Annotated in this window: 16 protein-coding genes and 1 tRNA gene; 10 read left to right on the forward strand and 7 right to left on the reverse strand. The window is 59.9% G+C overall.

Annotated elements, in window-relative coordinates; all coding sequences use genetic code 11:
* The first annotated feature begins 432 nt into the window (after positions 1 to 432).
* The 3 genes from ACYQ2I_RS12235 to ACYQ2I_RS12245 are packed head-to-tail and all read left to right on the forward strand — an operon-like array spanning position 433 to position 3,822.
* Positions 433 to 1,377 carry a MotA/TolQ/ExbB proton channel family protein gene (locus ACYQ2I_RS12235; RefSeq protein WP_460167303.1) on the forward strand — a complete coding sequence of 315 codons (945 nt, stop codon included), beginning with the start codon at positions 433 to 435 and terminating at the stop codon, positions 1,375 to 1,377.
* Between the two features lie 28 nt (positions 1,378 to 1,405).
* Positions 1,406 to 1,816 carry an ExbD/TolR family protein gene (locus tag ACYQ2I_RS12240; RefSeq protein ID WP_460167304.1) on the forward strand — a complete coding sequence of 137 codons (411 nt, stop codon included), beginning with the start codon at positions 1,406 to 1,408 and terminating at the stop codon, positions 1,814 to 1,816.
* Between the two features lie 59 nt (positions 1,817 to 1,875).
* The gene (locus ACYQ2I_RS12245) at positions 1,876 to 3,822 is read left to right on the forward strand and encodes a prenyltransferase/squalene oxidase repeat-containing protein (protein WP_460167305.1); all 1,947 of its coding nucleotides are present in this window, start codon (positions 1,876 to 1,878) and stop codon (positions 3,820 to 3,822) included.
* 63 nt (positions 3,823 to 3,885) lie between these two features.
* Here ACYQ2I_RS12245 and ACYQ2I_RS12250 read toward each other — a convergent pair whose 3' ends face one another.
* Together ACYQ2I_RS12250 and ACYQ2I_RS12255 are read right to left on the reverse strand one after the other, a co-directional pair.
* Positions 3,886 to 5,364, reverse strand: coding sequence for a sulfatase family protein (locus ACYQ2I_RS12250; protein WP_460167306.1), 1,479 nt, complete (start codon positions 5,362 to 5,364; stop codon positions 3,886 to 3,888).
* A gap of 445 nt (positions 5,365 to 5,809) precedes the next feature.
* Positions 5,810 to 5,882: transfer RNA gene (locus tag ACYQ2I_RS12255), tRNA-Phe, on the reverse strand.
* Positions 5,883 to 6,069: 187 nt separating this feature from the next.
* Here ACYQ2I_RS12255 and ACYQ2I_RS12260 point away from each other — a divergent pair.
* Both ACYQ2I_RS12260 and tsaE read left to right on the forward strand, forming a co-directional pair.
* Positions 6,070 to 6,990 carry a thiamine-phosphate kinase gene (locus tag ACYQ2I_RS12260; protein WP_460167307.1) on the forward strand — a complete coding sequence of 307 codons (921 nt, stop codon included), beginning with the start codon at positions 6,070 to 6,072 and terminating at the stop codon, positions 6,988 to 6,990.
* Positions 6,991 to 7,039: 49 nt separating this feature from the next.
* Positions 7,040 to 7,522, forward strand: coding sequence for a tRNA (adenosine(37)-N6)-threonylcarbamoyltransferase complex ATPase subunit type 1 TsaE (gene tsaE / locus ACYQ2I_RS12265; protein ID WP_460167308.1), 483 nt, complete (start codon positions 7,040 to 7,042; stop codon positions 7,520 to 7,522).
* 250 nt (positions 7,523 to 7,772) lie between these two features.
* On the opposite strand, the gene ACYQ2I_RS12270 is transcribed toward tsaE, so the two are convergent.
* The 5 genes from ACYQ2I_RS12270 to ACYQ2I_RS12290 all read right to left on the reverse strand — a co-directional run bounded on the left by ACYQ2I_RS12270 (position 7,773) and on the right by ACYQ2I_RS12290 (position 16,652).
* Positions 7,773 to 8,036: a hypothetical protein gene (locus tag ACYQ2I_RS12270; RefSeq protein ID WP_460167309.1), complete on the reverse strand. Its 264-nt coding sequence runs from the start codon at positions 8,034 to 8,036 to the stop codon at positions 7,773 to 7,775.
* A gap of 350 nt (positions 8,037 to 8,386) precedes the next feature.
* Positions 8,387 to 9,472, reverse strand: coding sequence for a hypothetical protein (locus ACYQ2I_RS12275; protein WP_460167310.1), 1,086 nt, complete (start codon positions 9,470 to 9,472; stop codon positions 8,387 to 8,389).
* A 60-nt stretch (positions 9,473 to 9,532) separates the two neighbouring features.
* Entirely contained in the window at positions 9,533 to 13,309 is a 3,777-nt protein-coding gene (locus tag ACYQ2I_RS12280) for a secretin N-terminal domain-containing protein (protein ID WP_460167311.1), read from the reverse strand.
* Positions 13,310 to 13,500: 191 nt separating this feature from the next.
* Positions 13,501 to 14,415, reverse strand: coding sequence for a CPBP family intramembrane glutamic endopeptidase (locus ACYQ2I_RS12285; protein ID WP_460167312.1), 915 nt, complete (start codon positions 14,413 to 14,415; stop codon positions 13,501 to 13,503).
* Between the two features lie 68 nt (positions 14,416 to 14,483).
* Positions 14,484 to 16,652 (reverse strand): glycoside hydrolase 5 family protein, encoded by a 2,169-nt coding sequence (locus tag ACYQ2I_RS12290; RefSeq protein ID WP_460167313.1) that lies wholly within the window; start codon positions 16,650 to 16,652, stop codon positions 14,484 to 14,486.
* 302 nt (positions 16,653 to 16,954) lie between these two features.
* On the opposite strand from ACYQ2I_RS12290, the gene ACYQ2I_RS12295 reads away from it, so the two are divergent.
* From ACYQ2I_RS12295 to ACYQ2I_RS12315, 5 genes are all read left to right on the forward strand, one after another.
* On the forward strand, positions 16,955 to 17,689 hold the full coding sequence (locus ACYQ2I_RS12295) for a cytidylate kinase-like family protein (protein WP_460167314.1): 735 nt from the start codon (positions 16,955 to 16,957) through the stop codon (positions 17,687 to 17,689).
* A gap of 173 nt (positions 17,690 to 17,862) precedes the next feature.
* Positions 17,863 to 18,672 carry a 16S rRNA (guanine(527)-N(7))-methyltransferase RsmG gene (gene rsmG, locus ACYQ2I_RS12300; RefSeq protein WP_460167315.1) on the forward strand — a complete coding sequence of 270 codons (810 nt, stop codon included), beginning with the start codon at positions 17,863 to 17,865 and terminating at the stop codon, positions 18,670 to 18,672.
* 589 nt (positions 18,673 to 19,261) lie between these two features.
* The gene (locus ACYQ2I_RS12305; RefSeq protein WP_460167316.1) at positions 19,262 to 23,335 is read left to right on the forward strand and encodes a hypothetical protein; all 4,074 of its coding nucleotides are present in this window, start codon (positions 19,262 to 19,264) and stop codon (positions 23,333 to 23,335) included.
* A 153-nt stretch (positions 23,336 to 23,488) separates the two neighbouring features.
* The gene (locus ACYQ2I_RS12310; RefSeq protein WP_460167317.1) at positions 23,489 to 24,025 is read left to right on the forward strand and encodes a putative molybdenum carrier protein; all 537 of its coding nucleotides are present in this window, start codon (positions 23,489 to 23,491) and stop codon (positions 24,023 to 24,025) included.
* Between the two features lie 62 nt (positions 24,026 to 24,087).
* A complete protein-coding gene (locus ACYQ2I_RS12315) occupies positions 24,088 to 24,966 on the forward strand; it encodes a deoxyribonuclease IV (RefSeq protein WP_460167318.1) in 879 nt (292 codons plus the stop codon).
* The last annotated feature ends 56 nt before the right edge of the window (positions 24,967 to 25,022 follow it).

Below are 25,022 nucleotides of genomic sequence, written 5' to 3' on the forward strand. Positions count from 1 at the left end.
CTTCTCACCGAAGCGTGACATCGTGTCGGCCCGAGGAGCGATTGGAGCGTCACCTACCTTGGGGAAATAAGCGTGTCGATCTGACATAGGCGGCACAGGGCGGAGGAGCGACACGTTCCCCAACAAGCGACGCTGCCCCGGCGGTCATCTTCACGATACCGCCGGGGCTTTTTTGCGCTTCCACAGCGTAGTTCATCGACTTCGATCACCGTCGGAAGTATAGGAAGGTGAGGCAGTCTGTGTGGGAGTGGTCAATCATTCCGCACCGGGTCCGGCAATCTGCCGATGCAGGTATTGTGCAGGGCTGTACCCGCGCGCTCGTGACGGTACGCGGTAGGGAGTCGCGACCGTCGTGTGCCGCGCCGGTGCTCACTTGTCTCCAGCTGTTTCGAATACCCACAACTGCAAGACGTGTCGGCAGGGAGGCCACCAATGCCGCGTCATAGCAAGCTGCGGGGCAATGCGCACGTGCGTCCCATTCGCTCGGCAAAAGCCCGAATGGGCGTCTGGGCGCTTATCGCGTGTTTACTCGCTCTCCTCCCCCTGTACGGCATCGCCGATCACCATGCACTTGCAGAACCGGTCCGGCTTCCGGAGGCGGCAACGACGGCCGCGCGGGTTCCTCCGCTGTCGGCCTCCGACTCGCAAGGACCCGACACATCGCCGCCACAACCATCGATTTCCGCTCGCAATCTGTGGCAGGTCGTCCGCCAAGGCGGCTTTTTCATGCTGCCGATCGCCTTTTGCTCGCTGCTTTTGGTCACGTTCACCCTGGAACGACTGGCGGCCTTACGTCGCGGACGTGTGATCCCGAAAGCGTTCGTGACTCGTTTGCTGGCCCAGATCGCCGACGATGAACTCGACCGAGACAGCGTGTTGGAACTGTGCGAAGAAAACGGAAGTCCCGCGGCTCGCGTTCTCGCAGCCGGGGCGCGACGTTGGGGGCGTCCGGCGGTCGAAGTCGAACAAGCCGTGCTCGACGAAGGAGAACGCGTGTGCAACGAGCTGCGCAAGAATCTCCGGGTATTTCACGGCGTTTCCACGATTTCGCCGCTTTTGGGATTGCTGGGAACGGTCACCGGGATGATTCGTGCGTTCAATATGGTAGCGCAAAGCGATGCGTTGGGACGTCCCGAGATGTTGGCATCGGGCATCAGCGAAGCTCTCCTGACGACCGCCGCAGGTCTGTGTGTCGCCATTCCTGCACTGGGGTTGTACTTGTATTTCGTCGGCAAAGTAGACCGCCTGATCATGGCCCTCGATGCAATGGGACAAAACCTCGTGCAGGTGGTATCGCAGGACGGCGAAGCCGCCGAAACAACGCGTCCCAAACGCAAACCGGTGAGGGATACCGTCAAACTCAAGAAGGCCGCGTAACCGTTGCTGCCGAAATGGGGAACAGCTCATGCCGCTGCGTACCAGTCGCGAAGACATGCCGACGCTGAATTTGGCACCGATGATCGACGTCGTGTTCTTGCTGTTGATCTTCTTTCTGGTCGGCACGAAGTTTTCAGAATTGGAACGCAAGATTCGCCTGCAATTGCCCGAAGTATCCCGCAACCCGGCCCTCGAACTCGCAAGTGAACGACACACCGTCGATGTGTATCGCGACGGCTCGCTTCGTCTTGACGGGCATCGAATTACCCTCGATGAACTCGAAAGCAAATTGCGCCATGCGGGAAGCGGTGCCTCCGTCATGATTCGGGCCGATCGAAGCGGAGCCTTTCAACATGTGGCCGCCACAATGAGTGCCTGCAAAGCGGCCGGCATTCGGCAACTGGGAGTTTCGGTTCAAGAGACACACGCCAAGCATTGATCCGCATTGGTCCGCCGACTCAACGCAAAACGTGATTCCACAGCGAACGACACCACGGCATGGAAGCAATCGTCGAATGGGCACACACGGCAATATGGCTGACACCCGGTCGGCTCATGCTGATCGGGTTTTGGGTGTTGATATGCGCCGCCTCGGCAGCACTCCTTTTGTCATTGCGAACCGATTTCGTTCGGTCGAAGCCGATCTATAAATACGCCGTTCTTTCGGCGGTCGCCCACATCGTGTTGATTGCATTGGCGACCACCATCGATATCGTCACGCCCGCCGCCCCCGGTCGAGACGGGGATGTCGTCTGGTTCGAATTGACCGGCGGCGACGAAACAGCGACATCACCTACAAGAGCATCCCCATCTTCGGAAACCAACACCGTCCCGTCAAAAACGGCGTCCGCCGGGCATCCGACCTCGTCCCCACCTATGCCGAGCGAGCAACACGAAACCATCACGCAAAGTTCGTTTCCTCCTCATGAAGCGACGGCCGCGGTCGTGCCGACTGTCGCTCCCACGCGGCAATCTCCACCAGAAGCAAACACCGGCAGTCCCGGCCCCATGCGGCCTCACCCTGAAATTGCAGCCGGCCTTCCCGACCCGTTGCGCGTGACGGACGTGAGCCCACATGCCGAGGCGTCGACGAAGGCGTATCCGGTGCAGCCGATCCGCGACGGCCCTTCTCTCACGGAGGCCGTTCCTCCGACTTCCGCCGGAGCCCCGGCATCGATCGACGTATTTCCTGCGATCGAAATCGTCGAACTTCCGGCCGAACCGATCGTTCGCCCGGCGGCCCGTTCGCCGACGACATCGACACCGGGAGTTCGCGTTCCCCCAATTCCAAACACCGAGTCGGCTTCCGTTCTTCCCGTCAGGCAACCGACGTCCCAAATCGGCGAATCGCGAAAAAATTCGGTGCCGGAACTCTATCGGCTTCGCTTCGATCCCGACAAACTCGCGCTCGCCGAACGATATGGTGCCGACGAGCGGACCGAACGAGCCGTGCGGCGGGCCTTGGCTTGGCTTGTCTCCCAACAAGAACCGGACGGCAGCTGGGATCCCGTACGTCACGGAGCAGGAAAAGAAACCTACACGTTGGGCAAGGATCGCAACGGCGCCGGTGCGCACGCCCGAAGCGGCATCACGGCATTGGCCTTGTTGGCGTTCCTCGGCGCAGGCCACACTCACAAGCACGACGGTCCCTACCGCTCAAACGTAGCCGCGGCCGTCGATTTTCTCGTGCGATCGCAAGCCCCCCAAGGGCATCTTGCAGGTCGGGCTCGCGTCTATGAATTCATGTATTGCCACGCGATGGCCACGCTCGCCTTGGCCGAGGCCTACGGGATGACCGGGGACCCGGCGTTGGAAGTGCCCGTCCGCCGGGCCGTAGGGTTTACCCTCTCGGCTCAAGATCCCCGCGGCGGCGGTTGGCGTTATCGGCCGGGTGATCCGGGTGATACCAGCCAATTGGGCTGGCAACTGATGTCTCTCCGCAGCGCGCGTTTGGCCGGTATTGCCGTTCCTGCCGACACGTTCACGAAAGCGGAACGATTCTTGAAGAATGTCCGTGCCGGCGGATACGGCGGATTGGCCTCGTATCGACCGGGCGAACCCGTTTCACCGGCCATGACGGCAGAGGCCCTCGTGTGCCGTCAATTGCTCGGAGAGTCGATTTCGACTGATACGTTACGGGAAGCCGATGCTTTCATCCTTCAACACCGCCCCGGAACGGGTGAGGACAACCTCTACTTCTGGTATTACGCCACCATGGCGTTGTATTACCAGCAAGGTGAAGCGTGGGCCACGTGGAATCGCGCGTTGAAGGAACATCTCTTGGCGATGCAAGCCGATGCCGGAAGTTGGCCGTCCAACACAACCTGGGGAAGCTACGGCGGAACGGTGTACAGTACGGCGACGGCCACCTTGTGTCTGGAGGTCTATTACCGATATCTGCCGATGTACGTCGCCGTCCCCGAAACAAACTCCGTCTTCCGCTGAAGCGAACTCGGCCGGCCCTTTGTCGACAACCGACAAAACAACACCGCCGACAGGTTCCGGCAGTCATTTATGTTCTGCCTCGAGATGAAACGGCACATCGACTTCAAAGCGATCCCAATTCGCCTTCATCCGCTCAAACACCGCACGATATGCCGGTTCGTCGGCCACATTGGAAAGCTCGTAAGGATCCTTCTGCCGATCGTACAGTTCCCACTCGGGTAACGTTCCGCCTAAACGGGCCGGATCGATTTGCCGAAGCAACTCGAACGCCCAAGGAAACTCTTCTTTGCGCGCGACCACCTCGTGGTAAGAGCGATTTCCCCAAGGCTTCCAGTCTCGCAAATCGGCGTTCACGTCGCGCGGACCTTCGGTCCGTGATCGATGGATCAACCGGTACCGCTCGTCGAATACGGCGACTTCGATCATTCCCCGGTCGTGCTGTTGCGCCTGATGATGAATTTCGGCAGCCAAGAACTCTCGATCTTCACAATCCCCCTTTCCTTGCAACACCGGCCACAATGAACGTCCGTGTTGCACGCGCGGCGGCTCAATTCCTGCTGCCTCCAAAATCGTCGGCATGAGATCGAGTTCCGACACGAGTGCATCGCACGCACCTACCGCGATCCCGGGCCCGGCAATCACCAGCGGCACGTGCGTTCCCGAGTCGTACAACGCCATTTTCGCCCGGTGAAATCCCGGCCCATGGTCGCCCATGAAGACGATCAGCGTCCGATCTTGCATGCCCGAATCGTTCAATGCTCTCATGACCTCGCCGGCAGCCTGATCGGCGAGTTGTACGGCGTCGAGATACTCGGCCCAATCTTTGCGGACGAGTGGTGTATCGGGCAGCCAGTCGGGAGGATCAACTTCGGCGGGGTCGACCGCGATGGGCACCCGATCGCTATCGCGAAACGGCCGATGCGGATGCGGAATGTTGTACATCAAAAACCACGGCTTGCCCTCGGCCGCCGCCTTCTGAAAGAAGGTTCTTGCCGTTTCGTAGTTTACAGGTTTCGCCCAAGAATCGAACGGAAATTTTTCGTTGGGCAACACGTGTAGCTTGTGTGTCACGCCCTGAAAGTAGCCCGCGTCGTGCAACAATTCGACAAACGTGGGATATTTGTTTCGAATGAAAAGCCGCCGGTAGAGTGGATGCTGCCTCTCGGCCGCCGTTACCGACGCAGCCGGTTTGAAATAGTTCAATGTGTTCGCGCGAACCCCGTTCGTTCGACAGTAAAGGCCGGTATAGATCGCCGCTTTCGATGCGGAACAAACCGGGTAAACGACGTGCGCATTGCGAAAGAGCATGCCTCGGCGCGCCAATTCGTCCATATGCGGGGTTGCAAGCCCCGGCGTCCCCATAATGCTCAAGTGCGGGCCTTGATCCTCCGTCAGAATGAACAAGACATTCAACGGTTCTCCAGACACACGCGAGCCGCCTGTCGACTGGGACGCCCGGACACTGCCGGTCAACGAACACGCAACCGCGAGCAATACGAGGCCCAACCTGATTGCCGTCCGCCGGTTTTGTAACGACTCCATCGTGCTCCCCTTCCGAACAGCGGCGCCGCGATCGTCGGCGTCGCCGGTTGCACTGTCACGGTTGCGAATTGCGCCGTGCCGTCGTGTCTGCCAGGCCGTTCACCAGCACCTCGCGGTAGTCGGCCCTCATCGCGCGCATCAAATCGCCACACCAAGTCCCGTATTTGGCCGAGTGAATAACCGCCGCTTGGCGAGGTGTGTCGGAAAGATCACGCCGCACGTCACGGCTTCGCCGTTCGCAATCCGAAGGCACACTTTACCGGAATCCGAACATCTCCGGACGAAGCTCCGTGCCGGCCCCCGCTCGCCGCGCATAAAAAAAGCGACGACGATTCGCCGCAAGAAGTTGGGTACCCACTCCACGCAGGCACACACACTTACGCCCTGGTTTTCTGCTCCTCTCAAAACGCCGCAACTCACTCGCCTGAAATGAGTTACAGCAAAGTGGACAGGGGCGGGATCGAACCGCCGACACCAGGATTTTCAGTCCTGTGCTCTACCAACTGAGCTACCTGTCCAGCGAAACGCGTTCGCAAACATCAGCGGAGGTTTCAAGCCCCGAGACCGGGAACACCTGCTCACCCCCACTGAAAATGGTATGATAATCCTCTCTTCGGCAGTTTGTCAAAGCCCCCTCCCGGGAAAATGAGCCCAGAAAATCGCTCGGGCGTTCCGGCCTCCGACTCATCCTGAGGAGTCGCCACGATGGAGCAGGAATTCCTTCGTCGCCTTCGAACACGTGTCGCGCCCTCGCCGCGACTTCGTGTTCCCATCGGTGATGACGCGGCCGTCCTCAACTGGTCTACCGAGAAATTGCCGGTCATCGCAGTCGATGTAATCGCCGACGGAGTCGACTTCCTGTTGGACGAATGCGATCCCCGACTGGTAGGCCGTAAAGCCCTGGCCGTCAACCTGAGTGACCTGGCGGCGATGGGAGCTGTGCCGACGGCGTGCGTCATCGGCTTATCGGTACCCAAATCGGGTGTGGGAGAGAAGCTTGACGCCGTTTATGATGGGATGCTTGCCCTTGCAGAGGAATTCGACATGGCGGTTGCCGGCGGCGACGTGGGCGTGCACGACGGACCGCTGTCGCTGGCCGTCACGGTTCTCGGTGAGGTCGAACCGGATCGGATCTTACTGAGAAGCGGCGCCCGCCCCGGTGACCGGTTGCTGGTTACCGGCTTTCTCGGGGGTAGTATCCTCGGCCGGCATTTCACGTTTCAGCCTCGAATCCGAGAAGCAAGGCAGCTCACCGAGCGGTTCCGGGTAACGGCTGCGATCGACATCAGCGACGGCTTGGCCGTCGATGCGGGACATTTGGCGGCAGAAAGCGGTTGCGGTATCGTGATCGATGAAGGCCGCATACCCGTCTCGGCCGACGCCGAACGGTTGGCGAAGCAAGACAAAAGGCCGCCCGCGGAACATGCCCTCGGCGACGGAGAAGATTTCGAGCTATTGTTTACACTGCCTCCGGCGGAAGCAGATCGCCTCATCGACGAGAATCCTTTCGATATCCCCGTAACCGTCATCGGCGAATGCGTTTCTGAACAAGGTGTGTGGTTGGCGCACGGAGACCGCCGCATTCCCATGCCCGACCACCTGGGTTACGAGCATCGCTTCGACTAGCGATTTTGCAGGTCCTGTGCTTATGCCAGATGTTGTGTCCGCACAATTCATGTCGCACAGTGAGGATGAAACGCGCGAGCTGGGCCGTCGCGTGACGGAACAACTTCCGCCCGGGGCGGTCGTGGCGCTCGTCGGCGATTTGGGTGCCGGCAAGACACGCTGGGTGCAGGGCATGGGCGAAGCGCTCGGTGTCCCGCCGGAATCGATCGTGAGTCCGACTTTCGTGTTGATTCACGAGTACGCCGGTCGAGTTCCGTTGTACCACTTCGACGTGTACCGAATCACCCCGGAAGAATTCGCCGATTTAGGGCCCGACGAATACTTCGAGGGCGACGGCATCTGTGTCATCGAATGGGCGGATCGTGTCACCGAGCAACTCCCCCCCGATCGAGTGGAGGTTTGCTTCCAAATCATCGACAACTCGACTCGCCGCTTGGTCGTTACCGGTCATGGTGAAGCCGCCGATTGGCTGTCCCCTATCCTGCAAGGAGCGTCGACAACACAGGATAGGGCAGATAGAGAATGCCGGTAGCTGTTGTCGGATGAAATGATTTTTGAAGTGTGCGCTTCCCAAATTGCACGATGGTAAAATGAAGTAGCGGGCTGGATGGCGATTTTAGGGTTGCGATTGGCGGGAATGTCGAACCCCGCGTTCGCGGCCGGGGTTCTTTGTTGTAGGAAAACGTTGCGCACCCGGAACCGATCCAACGGTATCGTTCCCGCACGACCGCGCATGCGCGTTCGGCATCCGGCAGGAGGATTTGCACGATGAGGCGGACAAATCACCCACCCAAAGGCCACCGGGCTACCTCGCTCACCGCTTTGGTAACGGTGATCTGGTTGGCAGCCGCAAGCACGGCTTTCGGCCAATTCAGCACGTCGAGCAATCTCGGCCGAAGCATTAACTCGCCGCGCGGAACGACCGGTTCCCAAATCTCGAACCTGGGGTTCGGCCAGTTCTCCGATATCTCGGAAGTCAACACGGCCGGAGACATGCTCGGCTCTTCCGACTCGGGAGGCTTCGTCGGTGCCGACAGTTCCGACACGGAAAACGTCCGCAGCATGTCCAACGGCTCTAGAAGCTCGACGACACGTTTCGGAAGTTCGTCACGATCAACGTTGTCGTCCTTCGGGCGTTCCGGATTCGGAACGAATTCTCGATCCGGCCGCAGCTCGAGCTATTCTTCGTATTCGTCCCGTTCTCGCTACGGCCGCGGTAACGGCGAACTGATCCGGTCGGCATTACGCGTCGGGTTTTCGGTCGACGGTGCGCATTCCGCGACGGCATCGGGCGAAACAGGTGTTTTGCGCGTCACGCCTCTGGCCCGGGTACCGCAGGTTCAACCAATCACCGTGCGACTGGAAGGTGACACTGCCGTACTGAGCGGTCAAGTGCCTACCGGTCACGACCGTTTGCTGGCGGAACGGTTGGTCTTATTGGAGCCGGGGATCCGGGCGGTGCGAAACGAGATACTTGTGGCGGCGGCAAATTCGCAATCGCCCGACTCGCAGGCGCCGGCCGCTCAATAGCGTTTGTCTCCCAAAACCGCCCTAGTGAATTGTCGAAGCTCGATTCGACTCCGTTCTGCTGTTGGGCCGACTGCGAAGGCTGCGAACGATCGACCGGTGTCACTCTGGGGGCTTCGGTGTTCTCGCTCGCAGTTTGCCGCAACCGCTGGTCACTGCGTTCGGCCAATCGGCGTGCGTATTCCTCCGGATCAACCTCGAGTTGACGGCTCAACGTATGGGTCAATGGAATCGTGAGCGTTTCAATGCCGCGTTTCCGTTTCTTCGATGTCGACTGCGGTGCGACAGCCGAATTTTCGGTCGAATCGTGCGGTCGTGACACGATATCGACAACCGGCTTGTCTTCATCGTCGAACGGAGCTTCGTACCCGACTTGCCGTACCGGCGAGGTTCCGGAATCCTTATCCGCGACGCCTTTCTCTTCGTCTTTCTGCTTCAGCGTGCCGGGAAGGAACACACGCGCTTGCTCGCTGACCACCGACGGCCCTTGAGGCGGAATGTATCGACAAATCAAGCTTAGTTTGTGCGAGTCGCCGAACATGTCGTCCCAAGGAATCAACAGATTGTACGACGGACCGAGCTTCGACTCGCTCAAGGTCGATTTCAGCTGTTCGGGTGTGAAGACGTATTTTCGCAACGGCACCGGCGGCGTTCCCGTTTTTTGCTGCGAATCGTCGAAGGCGTAGACCACCAAAGTGCCGGTGACCTCGATCGAACGTTCAGAATCGGCCGGGTAGAAGTACACACGACCGCCGAAGCCGCGAAGCGGCGGCGCCCCGGCACGTTCGATGATCGCGTTCGTCCAGAAAACGACCACCTCGGCCACTTCTTGATCATCGTTGGCCATCTTCCAGGGAATCGGGCGACTCATGTCGAACGTTTTACATCCCACCAACAGGCACGCCCACGCCGCCACGAAAATTGTCGTCGTCGCTTTCCACAGTTTATCGCTCATGACCGCATCCTCGATCGATCTCTCCGAATGCTTGGGGACCACGCGTGCAACGAAGCGTCGTCATTTAGCGGAACGATTCGCAACACGCAGAGGATTCAATTGCGGCCCGCGCTGTTCTCGGGAGCCGGCCGGTTCCACGTAGTAAGGCTGGTACACAACCGACGCATTGCCGTCGACGTTCGGTCCGAACGCCCCTTCTTGCGGAACCGGTTGCGGCGCCGCCTGCGGTTCTGGAAACTCCGGCGTCGGTTGCGCCGGTGCGGGAGTCGGGGCCGGCGTCTGCTGTTCGTCATCATAGAACACGCGAGTCGGAAGTTCGGTCGGAAGTTTTGCTTCGCCGCCTTCGAGATCGCCGTGCACCGAGATGACATCGGCCAGGCACCAATGCATGCGGGCGGTCTCCAACTCGCGCAGGCGTTGCAGGTCGGCCTCCGAACTGACGATGTGGGGCGTCAGAATGATCAGCAACTCGGTCTTGACGCAATCATCGGCATCGTACCGGAACAAGTGCCGAATGATCGGAATCGAATCGATTCCCGGAACGCGCCGTTGCTCTTTCTCGCCCCGTTTGGTGATCAACCCGCCGAGGATGATCGTCTGGCCGTCGGCCGCACTGACAGTGGTTTGCGCCCGCGTGGTATCGATACGCGGCGCCCGCAGAACCGTACCGTCGGCCGCCACCGAAATTGCAATGCCTTCGCTTTCCGGCCCTACGTCGGACTTTTCGGCATTGACTTCCATAATGACCTGCCCGTCGGGACTGATCCGCGGCCGAACCAACAAAATGATACCCGTGTTTTGGTACGTGATGCTGTTCGTTTGGGCGTTGCTGTTGATCGTCGTTCCCGTTACCGTGGGAACCTGTTGACCGACTTGGATGTAGGCGGCCTGATTATCCAGGGCCATCACTTGCGGTCGGCTGAGGATGTCCAATCGCCGTTGCGCCCGCAAGGCCCGCAACAGCACGTTCACCGACTCGCTCGAAGCCTGCACCACCAAGCCGCCGAACCCCAACGTGGGATCGCCGCGTCCGACACCGAAGTTCGAAATCGCCTGCGCACCGACCACATTGGACGATGCCAACGCGCTCGAACTGCTGCTGTTCCCCAAGGGGTTCATCGAGTTGAACAGGAACCCCGGCACTCCGGCGACGCTTCGATCGAACAGGATCGGATCCTGAATCCCCAGTTCGACGCCGAACTGGTCGGTGTTGCTCAACAAGACTTCGGCGATGAGCACCTGGATGAGAACCATCGGCGGGCGGGCGTCCAGTTCCTCGACCAACCGAGAAATCTCGTCGAAAAACTGTGGTGTGGCACTAACGATCAAAGCATTGTTGACCGTCTCGGGCACGATCACGACTTCTTTTTGAACCAGCTCGAACGTACTCATCAAGCCGGGCGTGAACTGGCGAATGTTCCGCTCGTTCGACAAGAATTCGTTGATCGCCTCCGCAACGTCTTCGGCCGGCGCATTCTTCAAACGGAAGACGGCCGTCTCCCGCTCCTGCACGTCGGCTTCGTCCAATCGCAGCAAGATCGCCTCCACGATCGTCAAATCACCTTCCGAACCGGTGGCGATGATGCTGTTCGTGCGCACATCGACGGCAAATCGCAGCGGAATCAGAGAACTTTCCCCTTCTTGCGCACCGGTACGGTACGCGGGTTGACTGGTCGTTGCCGTCGTCTGCCCGAACAGACTTTGCAGCATGTCCATCAAGTTGCTGGCATCGCCGTTGAGGATCGTGAACACCTTCACCTGTGATTCGGCAGCGGGCAGATCGTCCAATTCTTCGATCAAAGCCGTAATCAGCGGCATGCTGTCGGACGGTGCCGCAACGATCAACGAGTTCGTTCGCGTATCGGCGGTAATTCGCACGTCGGTGAGGATTCCCGACTCGAGCAGCTTGTTTTGGGCCGTGTCGACGGTGACCAAACGCAGCCGGGTGGAACGAATCTCGTTCGTCTGCTGACCGCCGATCGATTGCGCCCGGGCCAATTGTCCGGTCGCCGATTGACCGATGGTTCCTCTACCCAAACCGAGCTGACCACTGATCGCCTCTTGCAAGACGGGCGCCAATTCCGAAGCCAGCGAGTTCTTCAGCTTGAAGACCTTGATTTCGTTGACCGCTTCGCTGGTCGGTGTGTCGAGTTCGTTGATCATCGCCTCGATCTCAGCCATGTCGCGTGCGGCGGCATGAACGATGACCGCGTTCGACCGGTAATCCGAGGCAACCAGAATCTTCGTGCCCAGTCCGCCACGTTCTTCATAGAAGTTGGTCAAGGTTTCTTCCACGGTCGTCGACGACGCGTGTTTCAATCGGAACACACGGAACTCGGTTCCCGGATCGACCGGTTTGTCCAACTTTGCCACCAACTGAAGCACGGTACCGATCGCCTCTTTTCGGCCGACCAACAGCAAGGCGTTCGGCTTGACCAACGGTGTGAGGCTCACGTCGCCTCGTCGAGCGGCGAATACGTCGTCGTACACGTCATAGATGATCTCGGCCAAGGCTTCGCAATCGACGTGCTTCATGGGAACCACACGAATCTCCGGTTCCGTCTGCACGCTCAACTGCTCGATCTGTTGAATGATCTGCATGACCCGCTGGACGTCACGACGATTCCCGCGAACGACCAGCACGTCCAAGCCTTCCAAAAATTCAATTTCGACGGGACCGATCAGTCCGCCCTCGAGCCCTTCCGTCAGATTACCGGCCGGAGCCGCTTCTCCCTCTTCGCCGGCTTCGGGCGAGGTCTCTTCGGCTGAAGACTGAGGCACTTCGGCCTGAGCCAACAGCATGTCCACCACCGGGTTGTGCGTCCGCGCCTGTAATTGAGCACTCGGTTGTGCCGACTCGGGCCGGGCAACCTCTTGATTTGCCGAGCGAATCGCTTCGGTTGCGCGACGTGCGGTGTTGCTTTCGGTCTGCTGCAACGCGACCAACGTCATCGTATGGTTACTGGACGGAACGGGCGTGTCGAGCAGTTGAACGAGCTGCTTCGCAGTGGGCATCGCCCATTGCGGCGCGGCGATTCGCACACGGTTCGCCTGCGTGTCGATGGCCAGCCCCATCGGCTCACCGGTCGAAAGCGTAATGCGGTACGTGTGAGGCGGCGCCGAGGGATCGTTGACCGGCTCCAAGCGGTCGCCCAAGTTGTCCCGCAAAAGCTGCGCGAGTCGTTCGCCCGAGACATTCCACAACGGCACGTCCGCCACTGTGGTGTTCTTGCTTCCGGCCGAACCAACCTGATGAACCGACGTCGTCTGCGCCGGTTGCGGCACTTGCGACTGAACGGGTTCCGCGGCCGAGGCATTCAGGATTTCCGTCGCGATTACCGGATGCAAATCAGCCGGAGCAGTCACCAACAATTGGGAGGTTCGAACGTCCGACACGATGCGAACTTGCGGATTCGAGGCGAATGCCGCTTGCAACCTAGCCGCCGTGCTCGCCAAACGATCCGGCGGACAGCGATAGACTTTCAAGGAGCTGCCGGCCGCCGGAGTTGTCGCGGGTGAACGCACCGCAGGCTCCACTGCATTTTTGGGCTGGGACGCGTCGAGCGATCGAACGAGCTGCCCGGCCAACTGCTGCGATTGGGCGTCACCCGAGACAAGCACACGCCGCCCGGCGGGATCGACGACGACGTCCGTCCCCGGAGGAAGAACCTGCGTCAATATCCCCCGAATTTTCTGAAGGTCACCGTTTTGAACAGAGTATGCCTGATAGTTGCCGGTCGATTGGGCAACGGCGGGCAGATGAATCGTGGTGACGGCAACCAAACAGCCCCAGATGATCGTCCGGGCAATCCAACGAATTCGCGTGCGTCCTTGCATGGCAGTCCTGTTTCGCTTCCGGCCTTGAAAGGGATTGAGCTGTCTGTCGTGGCGCGCAGTGCGCACTTCCCACACCACCAGGTGTCCCGCACATCCGTTACAATCGGCATTCCTTGCGCAATCCTTAACTTTTAACACACATTTTTACAGTGCCGACAATAACAAACCGCAGCCCAGAAAAGATGGTGACATTAGGAGATGTCGGAAGCGCGAAAACGCGAGATTTCCACCGCCGCTGCAACCACGATCACCAAAGAACCAATCAGCACGAGAACGGCTCTTTCTCGGCTTATCAGAGTGAATCCCCCTATTTGAGCCGTAACGGCGAGCGAGTTATTCACAGCGTGACAAAGGACGGCCGGCCAGATGCTGTCGGTCTGCTCGACCAATAATCCGAGGTACACCCCCATCAAGAAAGCGAACACACCTTGCACGATGTCGAGGTGTAGCGTCCCGAACAGAAAGGCCGTCAACAAAATCGCAGGCCAAGCTCCAAACCGTTCCGACAAACGCGTTTGGACGTAGCCTCGAAAAAGAAACTCTTCGCCGAAGCCGGGTGCGACGCCGATGGTGAGCACTGCGATCAGCGCCCAGGGACCTCGAACCGAAGCGATTACCTCGCCTGCCCGTTCAAGGACGGACGACTCGGGCAGCCAATCGAGGGCCCCCAACGCCATCGCCGCCGACTGGATCGCCATAATGCCTACCAGAGCGATCAGAATCAACCGCGGTGTAGCCGCCGGGCGACCGAGTCGCAAGTGTTCCGACAGCGGAACCGGCGACCAGACCGCCGCAATCAGCGCAATAGTCGTAAACGCCCCCATTACCAACCCGGCAGCGACCAGCACGGCGGCCGGTTCCATCATGGCGTTTCGCGCAGCGTCGGCAATCCCCCGCAGATCAGCCGGAATTCGACCCGTTCGAAGCAACTCATCCCCGACTCCCCAAAGGATGAACGTGCCGACCCCGAAGACGATCTGCGCGGCCTCGGCTAGGGCAAGTGCGGCAAAGAGCGGCCAAAGCCTCGTTCGCCCCGGGAAACCGGCGGGGCGCGTTCCTGCGGACTCATCGCCCGAGTCAATTTGCGGTCGATCGGGATAACCCATCGCATGTTCCCTGGGAGCAAGAATCGCTCGATCCACAACAAAACGGCCGCTCAAACGCCACGCGACGGCTATAAGGCGTGAACGAACCCCGCCAAATCCTCCCCGAACACCGGCGTCGAAAGCACGGTCGCTTGCGATGTGATCGTGAAATCCGACACGCCGATCGGCACTCCCTCATGTGTATTCCACCATGTGACGCGATATTTCCCGGGCAACAGCGAAGGCAAACGCAACTGCACGGCGGCCGGCGCCGCCGGTCGACCACCGCGACTCCGGCTCAACCACGTCGCATCGTTGCGGACGAGCCAAAAGCGGCAAGAGCGCTTTCCGTACAGTATCAACGCGCGACCGTCGGGAGCCTCAAACGGGGTCAGTACGAAGCGTGCGTCCTCCGTGATCGGACCGGCACGATGCACGAATTCCGCCAGCGGCCGATAGTGCGAATAGGCGTCCATCCGATCCAGTCGTTCCCACCACCAAAACATCGCAGTGCCGGCCGCTCCCGACATCGCGGAGGCCCACAACGCATTGTGGAAATGCCGGAGGGAACTATCTTCGGCCATGGCGGGCGACTCGCCCCAACGGGCATCGGCCAATCCGAATTCGGCCAACAAAACCGGCTTGCCCGATGCTTCGTCGCGAACCGACTGCACACGATCGATTATCAACGACACCTCGTCGAACCCTCGCTCCGTTTCTTGAGGACGCAGATAGCGATGTTCCTCGGCGATATCAAGCGACCGGTGACGGTAGTCTTTCGGCGCCGGGCCCCACGCACTGGTTGTTCGCAAGTGCCGGTAGGGGTCGATTTCGTCCAGGTAACGCCCCAATTCGGCGTAGAACGAATCCGTCGGCAGGTTCGGGTTCATTTCGTTGAAGTATTCCCATACCGCCACGTGGCAATAAGCGCCCCAGCGTGCGACCGCGTGTCGCATGAACGCCTTGGCGTCTTCAACGGCGCGCCGATAGGTTTCGCTATCCGGATCGGACAGATCCGCCATGTACAGGTCGCGCGTCAACAGGCAAAGCTGAAGATACTGGTCGTGTCTTCGGGCCGAGTCGATCAGTCGATCCAGAAGCGCGCAATCACGTTGGTGATAGCGCCCTCGCCGCGGCTCGGGCCTTACGCCGTGCAACAACTCGACTGCCGAATGGGTTTCCCGCAACGAAATATCCGCCAAGAAAACCCGTCCGGCAGATTCCGCGAAAAGTGTCGGTGACCGCAACCACCATTGGTCATTGTCGGTTTCGATCACCCAGTCGCGGCGCACCCATTGTTTGACCGGGAGGTCCGTCTCCGCCAAGCGGTACTCGGTATTTCCCGTCGTCATGCGAATCGAACCGGCGGCCTCCATCCAAACCAAAAGCGAACACGTGTATTGCTTGTTCGGCATTACGGCAATACCGTGTGGCGGATCCAGCTTACGCCCCGCCGCACTCAATTCGACAACCCGCCGCGGCAAAAAGGCACCTTCGCCCAACGGCGGATCCTCAACCTCGGGCGGCAAATCGACGTAGGGATTCTTGCCTTCCCACGTTCGCGCCCAAGCGTTTTTGCGGCCTTCGATGCACATTGCCCAATCTTCACATCCTGCCCACACTCGCAGAAAATTCGCCCCGTTTGCCCGCAATCTCGCCAGGATCGAATCGAGGTTTCCAAGCGTCACGTATTGTGAGTGACCGATGAATGCCAAGTTTTGCCCGACACCGAAAAAGGGCGTTCCATCGTCGAAAGCAAAATGGGCGGGTCGTCGGGAATCGATCCGCAAGAATCCGCGCGATTCGGAAGGCGTGCAGACCACCTCCGCCGGCGGCGAGAATCGTTCGCCCTCGGCATCGTGCAAACGAGCACGCAGGCGATACGTACCCGGTTTTTCGGCCGCAAATCTCGCATACCACCCAGGGGCTTCGACCGGATACAGCCAGTCGCTCGAGCGCGCTCCCTGCTTCATGACGCGGTACGTAAACGGCTGCATCCAAAAGCACGGCACCTGACGCGTCGTTCCGTCGGGTGACTGAACCTCCAGATCGACTTGCACCTCACCGGGATCGAAGGGATTCGCATATCGTGTCGTCGGAATGCCGCCGATGCGAATCTGAACCGGCTCATACGCTGCAATCGAGTCTACCGGCACTTCCAAAGACAACTCGGCGGCCTTCGTCGGCGCGTGCGGCCAAAACGACAAGCACAGCATTGACGCCACTATGCCCATTCGCAGTCCGGGCAATCGTTTCATCGGTCCCATGCCTTTCCTACTTGAAACCGGGAGCCCCCTCGATCAAGGGGAACCATTTTCGTTTTCTCGGGTGTTGCGCTCGGGTACACTATATATGAAGAGGCGGGCGGAATCGCGTGCCCGATTCGCGATTCCCACCGGCCGTCGCCGCACCTTGGCATGGACGACCCGACGAAAGCCTGCGTTCTCGAGAACGTGAGCGAACGTCGCAAGAAAACGGCCCCAACCCAAAACAGGCGAAAATCGGTCCACCGGTGACCGAATCCACTTGTCTTGTCTGTTATTTTCTGGGAGAAGGGACCATGCCGGACAGCACTCATCGACCGCGCGGCATCGTCGCGGCGGCGGAGCGCGAGATGAAGCGCCATTCGCTGCTGCAGGAACTGTCGGAAACCGTCATCCGCGTCGACTCGGCGCACACCAAGAAGAGCGGGAAGAAATTGGGGCCGTTCATCACGATCTCACGCGAAGCCGCTGCCGGGGGCGAAGACGTCGCCTACATCCTCGGCGAACGACTCGGCTGGGACGTTCTCGACAAGAACGCACTCGATCTGGTGGCCGAACGCTACTGCTTGTCGCGTTCGATGCTCGACGAGGTCGACGAAGCCAAGAACAACTGGGTACACAATGCCATCGGCCCGGTGTTCGATTCGAAAGTCGTGCCGCGCGAAAAGTACATGTCGTGCTTGGAACGCATCTTCATTGCCGCCGCCCGCAAAGGCAAGGTCATCTTCGTCGGACGAGGTGCGCGGTTCGTCCTTCCCGACAACGCCGGATTGGCTGTTCGGCTGGTCGCCTCGGAGAAGTACCGCGTTCGGCGGGTACAACAAGAGAAAGGCATCTCGGAACAACAAGCCCGCAAACTCGTGCGAGAACTCGACAAAGGGCGACGAGACTTCGTCCAACATTTCTTCCGTCGCGACGTAGCCGATCCGCACTACTATGACATGGTGCTGAACATCGAAAGGCTGGGAACAGAAACGGCGGTCGAGATCATCCTCGACGCCCACCAGCGGATGTTCGGCCCGGCCGCTTAGCAGCAGGCCTTCGGCGGAATACTCGTCGCCCTCCCTCAAGGCCGTCGGCCGTGGGGGCGTTGTCGAAATCCCGTGTTCCGGCAAGAATCAATGGTTTGGTCGTTGAGGCGAAGCGGCATTTCCCGCTCGCTGCACCGACAGGAATCCGGTGTTTGCCCGAAACGAGGCCGCGCGTGACCGAATCATCAAATTTGTCGGAAGCACTACAGCGTTACGGGATTGACCTGCCCGCGCCCCAGGTCGAACTGTTGGAACGTTATTGCGCCGTTCTGTGGGAATGGAACGGCAAAATGAACCTCACGCGTCACACGACCTACGATCGATTTGCAGCAAGAGACATCGTCGACACGCTGGCGCTGGCGCGGTACCTGGAACCGAAAGAGCGGGTACTCGACGTCGGCTCGGGCGGCGGGGTTCCCGGCATCCCTTTGGCGATCGTACGGCCCGATGTCAAGGTTGCCCTTTGTGAATCGGTAGCCAAAAAGGCCGGCGCCTTGGCCGATATGGTCGAACGTCTGAACTTACCTATCCGTGTGTTCACTGCCCGCGCGGAGGAGGTCCTTCGTATCGAGCAATTCAATACGCTCACCGTCCGCGCCGTCGCCCCCCTTCCAAAACTCTTGCGGTGGCTTCGACCTCTTTGGCACACTTTCGACCGCATGTTGCTGGTGAAAGGTCCGGCATGGGTCGAAGAGCGGGGTCAGGCTCGGCACTTCGGCCTGATGCGGAACCTGGCCCTCCGCCGCCTTGAAGAGTACACCGTGCCGGAAACCGACGCCAAGAGCGTGGTCCTTCAAATCTGCCCCAACGAGCGCATGATCGACAAACGCCGCTGCCGCCTGGAAGATCGATCGCCCAAGCGTTCCCGGCCCCGAAAGCCCGCGGGCGCAAGAGCACAACGCGAAAATTCGAAAAACAAAGTCGCCAAGCGAACCGCCTCGCCTCGAAACCCCGGCTCCCGCAAAGGTCGGCGCAGCCAATGAACATGGCTCAGCTTCGCCCGTCCTTTTAGCTAGCCGCCCCCCCATATAGAGCTAGCCACCCCTCTGCATTCCCTCGAGCGGCGGCCGATCCGTCCCTTGCCGCCTCAAAACCCGGTTCACCGGGAACTTCTTGCCCCCGGCGGCGCGTATCAATTGCGGAGCTTAGAAGGCCTTTGCGCCCGCAACACCATTAGCCGACAGCGGCAACAATTTTCGAGGACGGGAAATTCATCGTCGGAATTGTACGGGTTCTTTGGTTTGTACGGGCGCAAGGCTATCAGGGAGGACAATCCCCGTAGGATACGACAAGAGAGGGGGCTGCGTTGCACTGAAGCCCGGCCTATGATGAAATGAAGAGGATAGGAAGAATAGGACGTCGCAGTAGCGAATTTAACGACCAGCACACTTTCACTATCCTCGCCAAACAACCAAGTCTTCGTTTTTTCCTTGGAATCCACCGTTTGGGTGGACTACAATGAACGTTACTCCTAGGCAATTCTGCAAGTGGAATCTTGTCTCGACACGTGTTCGGGCGGAAAGCCCTAGGCGCGGGCGCCCACACGCGTTCTCGATTTCGGAGAGTCAAATCATGACGAAAGTGCGTCCCTTCAGCGTTGCCCTATGGCTTGCTGCGACTCTGGCGTTCGGCCTCACTGCTTCGTTGCAGGCGGCCGAAATGGAAGTCTATCAGCATGTCGACGGGACGAAGTATTTTGCTCTCGAGGTTTCCCCCGACGAGCTGCCGCAGGCACAGGCATCTCGCAACATTGTCGTGCTTGTCAATACCGCGGCATCGCAAACCGGGGAATATCGCGTCCGCAGCATGGACGTGTTGAAGGCCTTTTTGGCAAAACTACCGGCCGACGTGCAAGTCCACATCCTTGCCGTCGACCTCAAGGCCGCCCCGATGACGCAGGGCTTCGTTGCAGCGGGCTCCGCCGAACTGGAAGCCGGCTTGAAAAAGCTCGAAGGCCGAGTGCCGCTCGGAGCATGCGACTTGGAAGCCGGCCTGAATGCCGTCGTGGACGCCGTCGGCGATGCGGCGAACGGCGCTTCGGTAGTCTACATCGGCGACGGTCTCAGCCGTGCGAACCTGCTGCCGCTGCCCAAAATCGGCAAGTTGGCCGATACCCTCGCCTCGAAGAAAATCTCGGTGAACAGTTTCGCCGTCGGCCCGCGACTCGACCTGCCTCTTTTGGCTTCGCTGGCAGAATTGACGGGTGGACGTGTCTTCGTCGACGAGGAAGTTCCCGCCGACGCGTTGGCCGCAAAGATCGCATCCGCAGCGCAAGCGGGCGTCCTCTGGCCGCAGTCGGCCCAATGGAACGACGCAGTTGCCGAGGTCTATCCTCAGCGTCTGCCGCCGCTGCGAACCGATCGTGAAAACATCATCGTCGGCAAACTTTCGGCCGCCGGTCCGGTCAAACTGACCGCCGTCACCAGCGACGGCAAGAACATCGCGATTGAACTTGCCCCCCCGGAACCTGTCGCCGGCAATGCGTACTTGATGCAGGTGGTCGATGCGGCCGCGCGAAGCAACGGTGTCACGGTTCCGATCGCCGGGAAAAAATGGCTGCACGAAATTGCCGAGGCCAGCGCGGTAGGGGCTTACAACCTGAGCGAACTGGCCGAACAAGCGCTGAAGGTCAACGACCTGGCTGGAGCCGAGCGGATTGCCCAAGAGGCGTTGGCTCGTGACCCGCAGAACGAAGCGGCCAAGCGAATCATTCGCCAAGTCGCTCAGATCCAAAACGGGCAAGCGGCCCCCGCCGCACCGGCGGCTCCGGCGGTCGCGCCGAAGGCCCAACCGGCCACCTCGGACGTGCCCGTCTTGAATCTCGTCGGTGAAGAACCGAACAACGGTAATTTGCCGGCCGGGGCGTTGGCCGCGGCGGTCGAGCAAGATCGTACTCTACTCGAACAAGCGATCACCAAGCAGGTACAAGCGGCGATCTCGGCTGCCCGCAATCTGATGGGCACCGATCCCGAAACCGCGATGCAAGACCTCAAGCTGGAACTAGAAGGCGTCGAGCGAGTCCCCGAGCTGAATCCCGAGGTTCGCGATCAACTCATCGAACAACTTCGCACGGCCATTCGCCAGGCCAATGTGCGGGTGGTCGAGTTGAATGAGCGCCGCCAGCGGGAAAATGAGGTTCTGGCCCAGGCGAAAGAGCGCGAATTGATTACACAGTCGCTGATGGTCAAGCAGCAAAAGCTGCGACAACTGTTGGAACGCTTCAATTCGTTGATGGAGGAAGGCCGGTATCGGTTGGCATATGAAGAAGCGGCCGCCGAGGCGCACGAACTGGCGCCGCACGAACCGGTCCCCGTCTTGGCCGACCATTTCGCACGTCACACGATGGCCTTCCAAGACGCGATGGAGTTGCGTCGTAAGCGGCAAATCGCCATCGTCGACACGTTATATCAGGTCGAGAAATCGTACATGCCTTTCCCGGACGAACCGCCGATCGTCTATCCTCCTGCCGAGGTTTGGCAAGAGCTGACGGAACGCCGAAAGGCGCGCTACGAATCCATGGACCTGATGGCAGCCAAGCCCGCCGAACGGAAAATCTTGCAGGCGCTCCGGCAACCGACCGAACTGGACTTCATCGACACGCCACTGTCGGAAGTCATCGATTACCTCAAGGATCGGCATGAGATCGAAATCCAGTTGGATACCGTCGCCCTGCAAGACGTCGGTTTGGACAGTAGCATTCCTGTGACCAAGAGCCTGCGCGGCATTTCGCTGCGGTCGGCGCTGCGGCTGTTGCTCCGCGATTTCGACCTCACCTATATGATCAAGGATGAGGTGTTGCTGATCACCACGCCCGAACGAGCCGATGAAGACATGGTCACCAAGGTGTATCCGGTGGCCGACCTGGTCGTCCAGCCCGGCCTGCTTAGTGGCGGCGGCATGGGAATGATGGGCGGCTTTGGCGGTATGGGGATGGGCGGCTACGGAGGCGGCTATGGAGGCGGCTTCGGAGGCATGGGAGGCTTCGGCGGCATGGGAGGCTTCGGAGGCATGGGCGGCTTCGGCGGCATGGGAATGTTCGACGTCCCGGCCCAGAATGGTGCCGCAGCCGGAAACAATTTCCGCGCTTTCGCCGTGGAAGACGACTTGTCGCTCGATGTCGACGGTCAGCCGCGCGAATCGAAGGTCAAGCAGCAAGACGACCTCCTTTCGCGGGTCGACGCGGTACTCTCCGGCGAGGCTTCCGACAGCGTCTCGGCGGAAGATTACTGGAACGAGTATTTTGCCGCGACCGAGGCCGACCAGGCCCAGGTGCGTGAGGCGGTTCGTCGTCTGCTTGGTGCCCGGAAGTTTGAAGAAATCATCGCCTTGATCCATGCGGCGATGCGTAACGGCCAACCGCAACCGTGGATGTACGAAGCGTTGGCACTGTCGCTGGAAGCTACCGGCGGGCCGAGCGAGGAGATTGAGCGGGCGCTCATGTCGGCGGCTGAGTTCGCCGATACGCCGTTGGACCTGCTCGTGGCAGGCATCTACCTCGAACGGCACGGCCTCGAACACCGCGCCTTGGAGGTTTACCATCAAACGGCCCGATTGTCGCCGTTGTGGCCCGAACCGTACGTGGCCGGGTTGCGTCTGGCTGAAAAGCTGAACGATCTCGAAGGCATCCGTTGGGCGACATGCGGCATCCTCAGCCAAGCGTTCTCGAAAGAGCACCAAGATATTTGGATGAAGGCGTACCGCGTGGCCAAGGCGACGCTGGACGACCTCAAGGCCCGCGGGCTCGACGACGAAGCGAAGGCCTTCGAAGCGGCCCTGGATGAAGCCGTCGCTCGCGATTGCGTGGTCAAAGTTTCGTGGCTGGGCGAGGCCGATATCGATCTGACCGTCGAAGAACCGGGCGGCACCATCTGCTCGCTCCAGAACCCCCGAACGACGTCCGGCGGTGTTCTAATCGGCGACGGCACCTTCACCGGTGAACGCCAAGGGACGAACGGCTACGAAGAGTATTATGTCGTGCCCCGCGGATTTGCCGGAACGTACCGGGTCCTGATCCGGCGGGTATGGGGCGAAATCCCGTCGGGCAAGGTAACCGTGACGGTATATCGTCACCTGTTCACTAAAGACCAGGTTGAAGAAACACGGCAAATCGAACTGAAAAACGACCGGGCCTTGGTCCAATTCGATTTGGATCGGGGACGGCTGCAAGTTCCGCTGGCCGAGCAACAGGTGGCGGCTGCCGTCGCCGGCCAAATGGCTCTGAGGCAACGCATCCTGGCCCAGCAATTGCCCGGCGAACAGGCTCCCGCGGCCGAAGTCGACACATCGTCGATGGCCTCGTTCATCCAATCGCGAGGCGGCAACTTGCCGCAAATGGCCGGGCTTTTGCCGATCGCCCACGGAGCCGTCGGATATCAACCGGAAATCACCGTTCTCCCTGAAGGTGCGATGCTGATGGCCTATGCCGTCGTCTCAGCCGATCGGCGATACGTGCGAGTGTCGCCGTCGCCGCGGTTTTCGGGCGTCGGTGAAGTGAACACGTTCAACTTCGCCAACGGTGACACCGGAACCTCTCGAGGCGGTACCGGCGGCCTCGGCTTCGGTGGACTCGGCGGATTCGGCGGCGGATTCGGCCGCGGCGGATTCGGCGGTGGATTCGGGGGCGGATTCGGGGGCGGGTTCTTCTAATCGAGCCTGACTTCGCAACGCTCCTGTCTATACGCTGCGCAAAGCAACGACTAAACGGCCTTGCGGTTATCTCCGCGAGGCCGTCCTTCTGCGCAAATTTGAAGAACGGACGCAGCATCCTCCTGTACGCTTTTCAATCACGTTGGAGCAACCATGCCGACGCCGAAAGAGCTACGCGAAACGATCATCAACGCCGGTGGACGACTCGGCGTGGTGTCGGGAGGCCAAACCGGCGTCGATCGAGCCGCCCTCGACGCGGCGATTGCTCTGGGAATTCCTCACGGGGGTTGGTGTCCCAAAGGTCGAACAGCCGAACTCGGCGAGACGATCCCGAAACGTTATCAGCTTGTCGAAACCGACGAAACCGAACACGCTGTTCGCACGCGCAAGAACATCGAAGACAGCGACGCGACCGTCGTATTCTTGGGACCGTCGTTCGGAAGCGGCACACAATTGACCATCGATCACGCGAAACGAACCAAAGGCCCCGATCGGACGTTCATTCTTGACGCTTTCGAGGTCTCCGCCTCCGAAATCGACGCGGCGGCGGAAGCAATCGCTCGCTTGAATGTTCTGGTTTTAAATGTTGCGGGTCCACGTGAAAGCATTTGCCCGGGCATCTACAATCGTGTCGAGCCGCTTGCCCGTCAACTGTTCTTACAGATCTTGGCTCGAAGCGACCGCGGTTGAGTTACAACACGCGGCCTCACTTGATCGGACACACCTTGCCACATTGATGGAGTCCTCCACCGATGCCCCAACAACGAGGGCCGCGTCTCGGCGCCCACATGTCCATCGCCGGAGGTTTCGACAAGGCCGTCGACAGGGCCGTCGAAGCCGGCTGCGATTGTTTCCAGGTGTTTACGAAGAACAACAATCAGTGGAATGCGCCGCCTCTGACGCGGGAGCAGGTGTCCCGTTTTCAACGAGCCTTGGAAGAAGCGAAGTTATCGCCCCCGATCGCCCATGACTCGTACCTGATCAATTTGGCGAGTCCCGACGACACACTTTGGCGGCGTTCCATCGACGCCATGATCGTCGAATTGCAGCGTGCCGATCGCCTGGGCATTCCCGGGCTGGTCGCGCATCCCGGTGCGTTTACAACGAGCACGGAAGAAAAAGGGATTGCGCGCATCGTCAAGGCCATCGACCACATTTTTAGGAAGACGCGGGCTGTCGCTACGTTGTTGCTGCTGGAAACGACTGCCGGCCAAGGCACCTCGATCGGCCACCGATTCGAACACCTCGCTGAAATTATCCAGGAAACGGCATTTCCCGAGCGGTTAGGCGTCTGTTTCGACACGTGCCACGTGTTCGCCGCCGGATACCCCTTGGCACCACATCGCCGGTATCTGGCGACGATGCGTGAATTCGACAAGGTCCTCGGCCTCGAACGGATTCGTGCTTTTCATCTAAACGACAGCCGTACACCGGCCGGATCGCGAGTCGACCGCCATGCGCACATCGGGCAGGGCCAAATGGGACTGGAACCGTTTGCCTCCGTCGTAAACGACCGCCGATTTCGCGGGGTTCCCATGTGTCTTGAAACTCCCAAAGGTGAACTGGACGGCGATATGGCGGATCGCGTCAATTTGCGGCAACTGCGCAATCTAATCAAGAAACGCAAATAGGCCGCCACCCGTGCCGGCTAAGGTGTCATCTGCCTTCCCAAGGTCGGTTTGTTGAC

Source organism: Thermostilla marina (assembly GCF_054657455.1).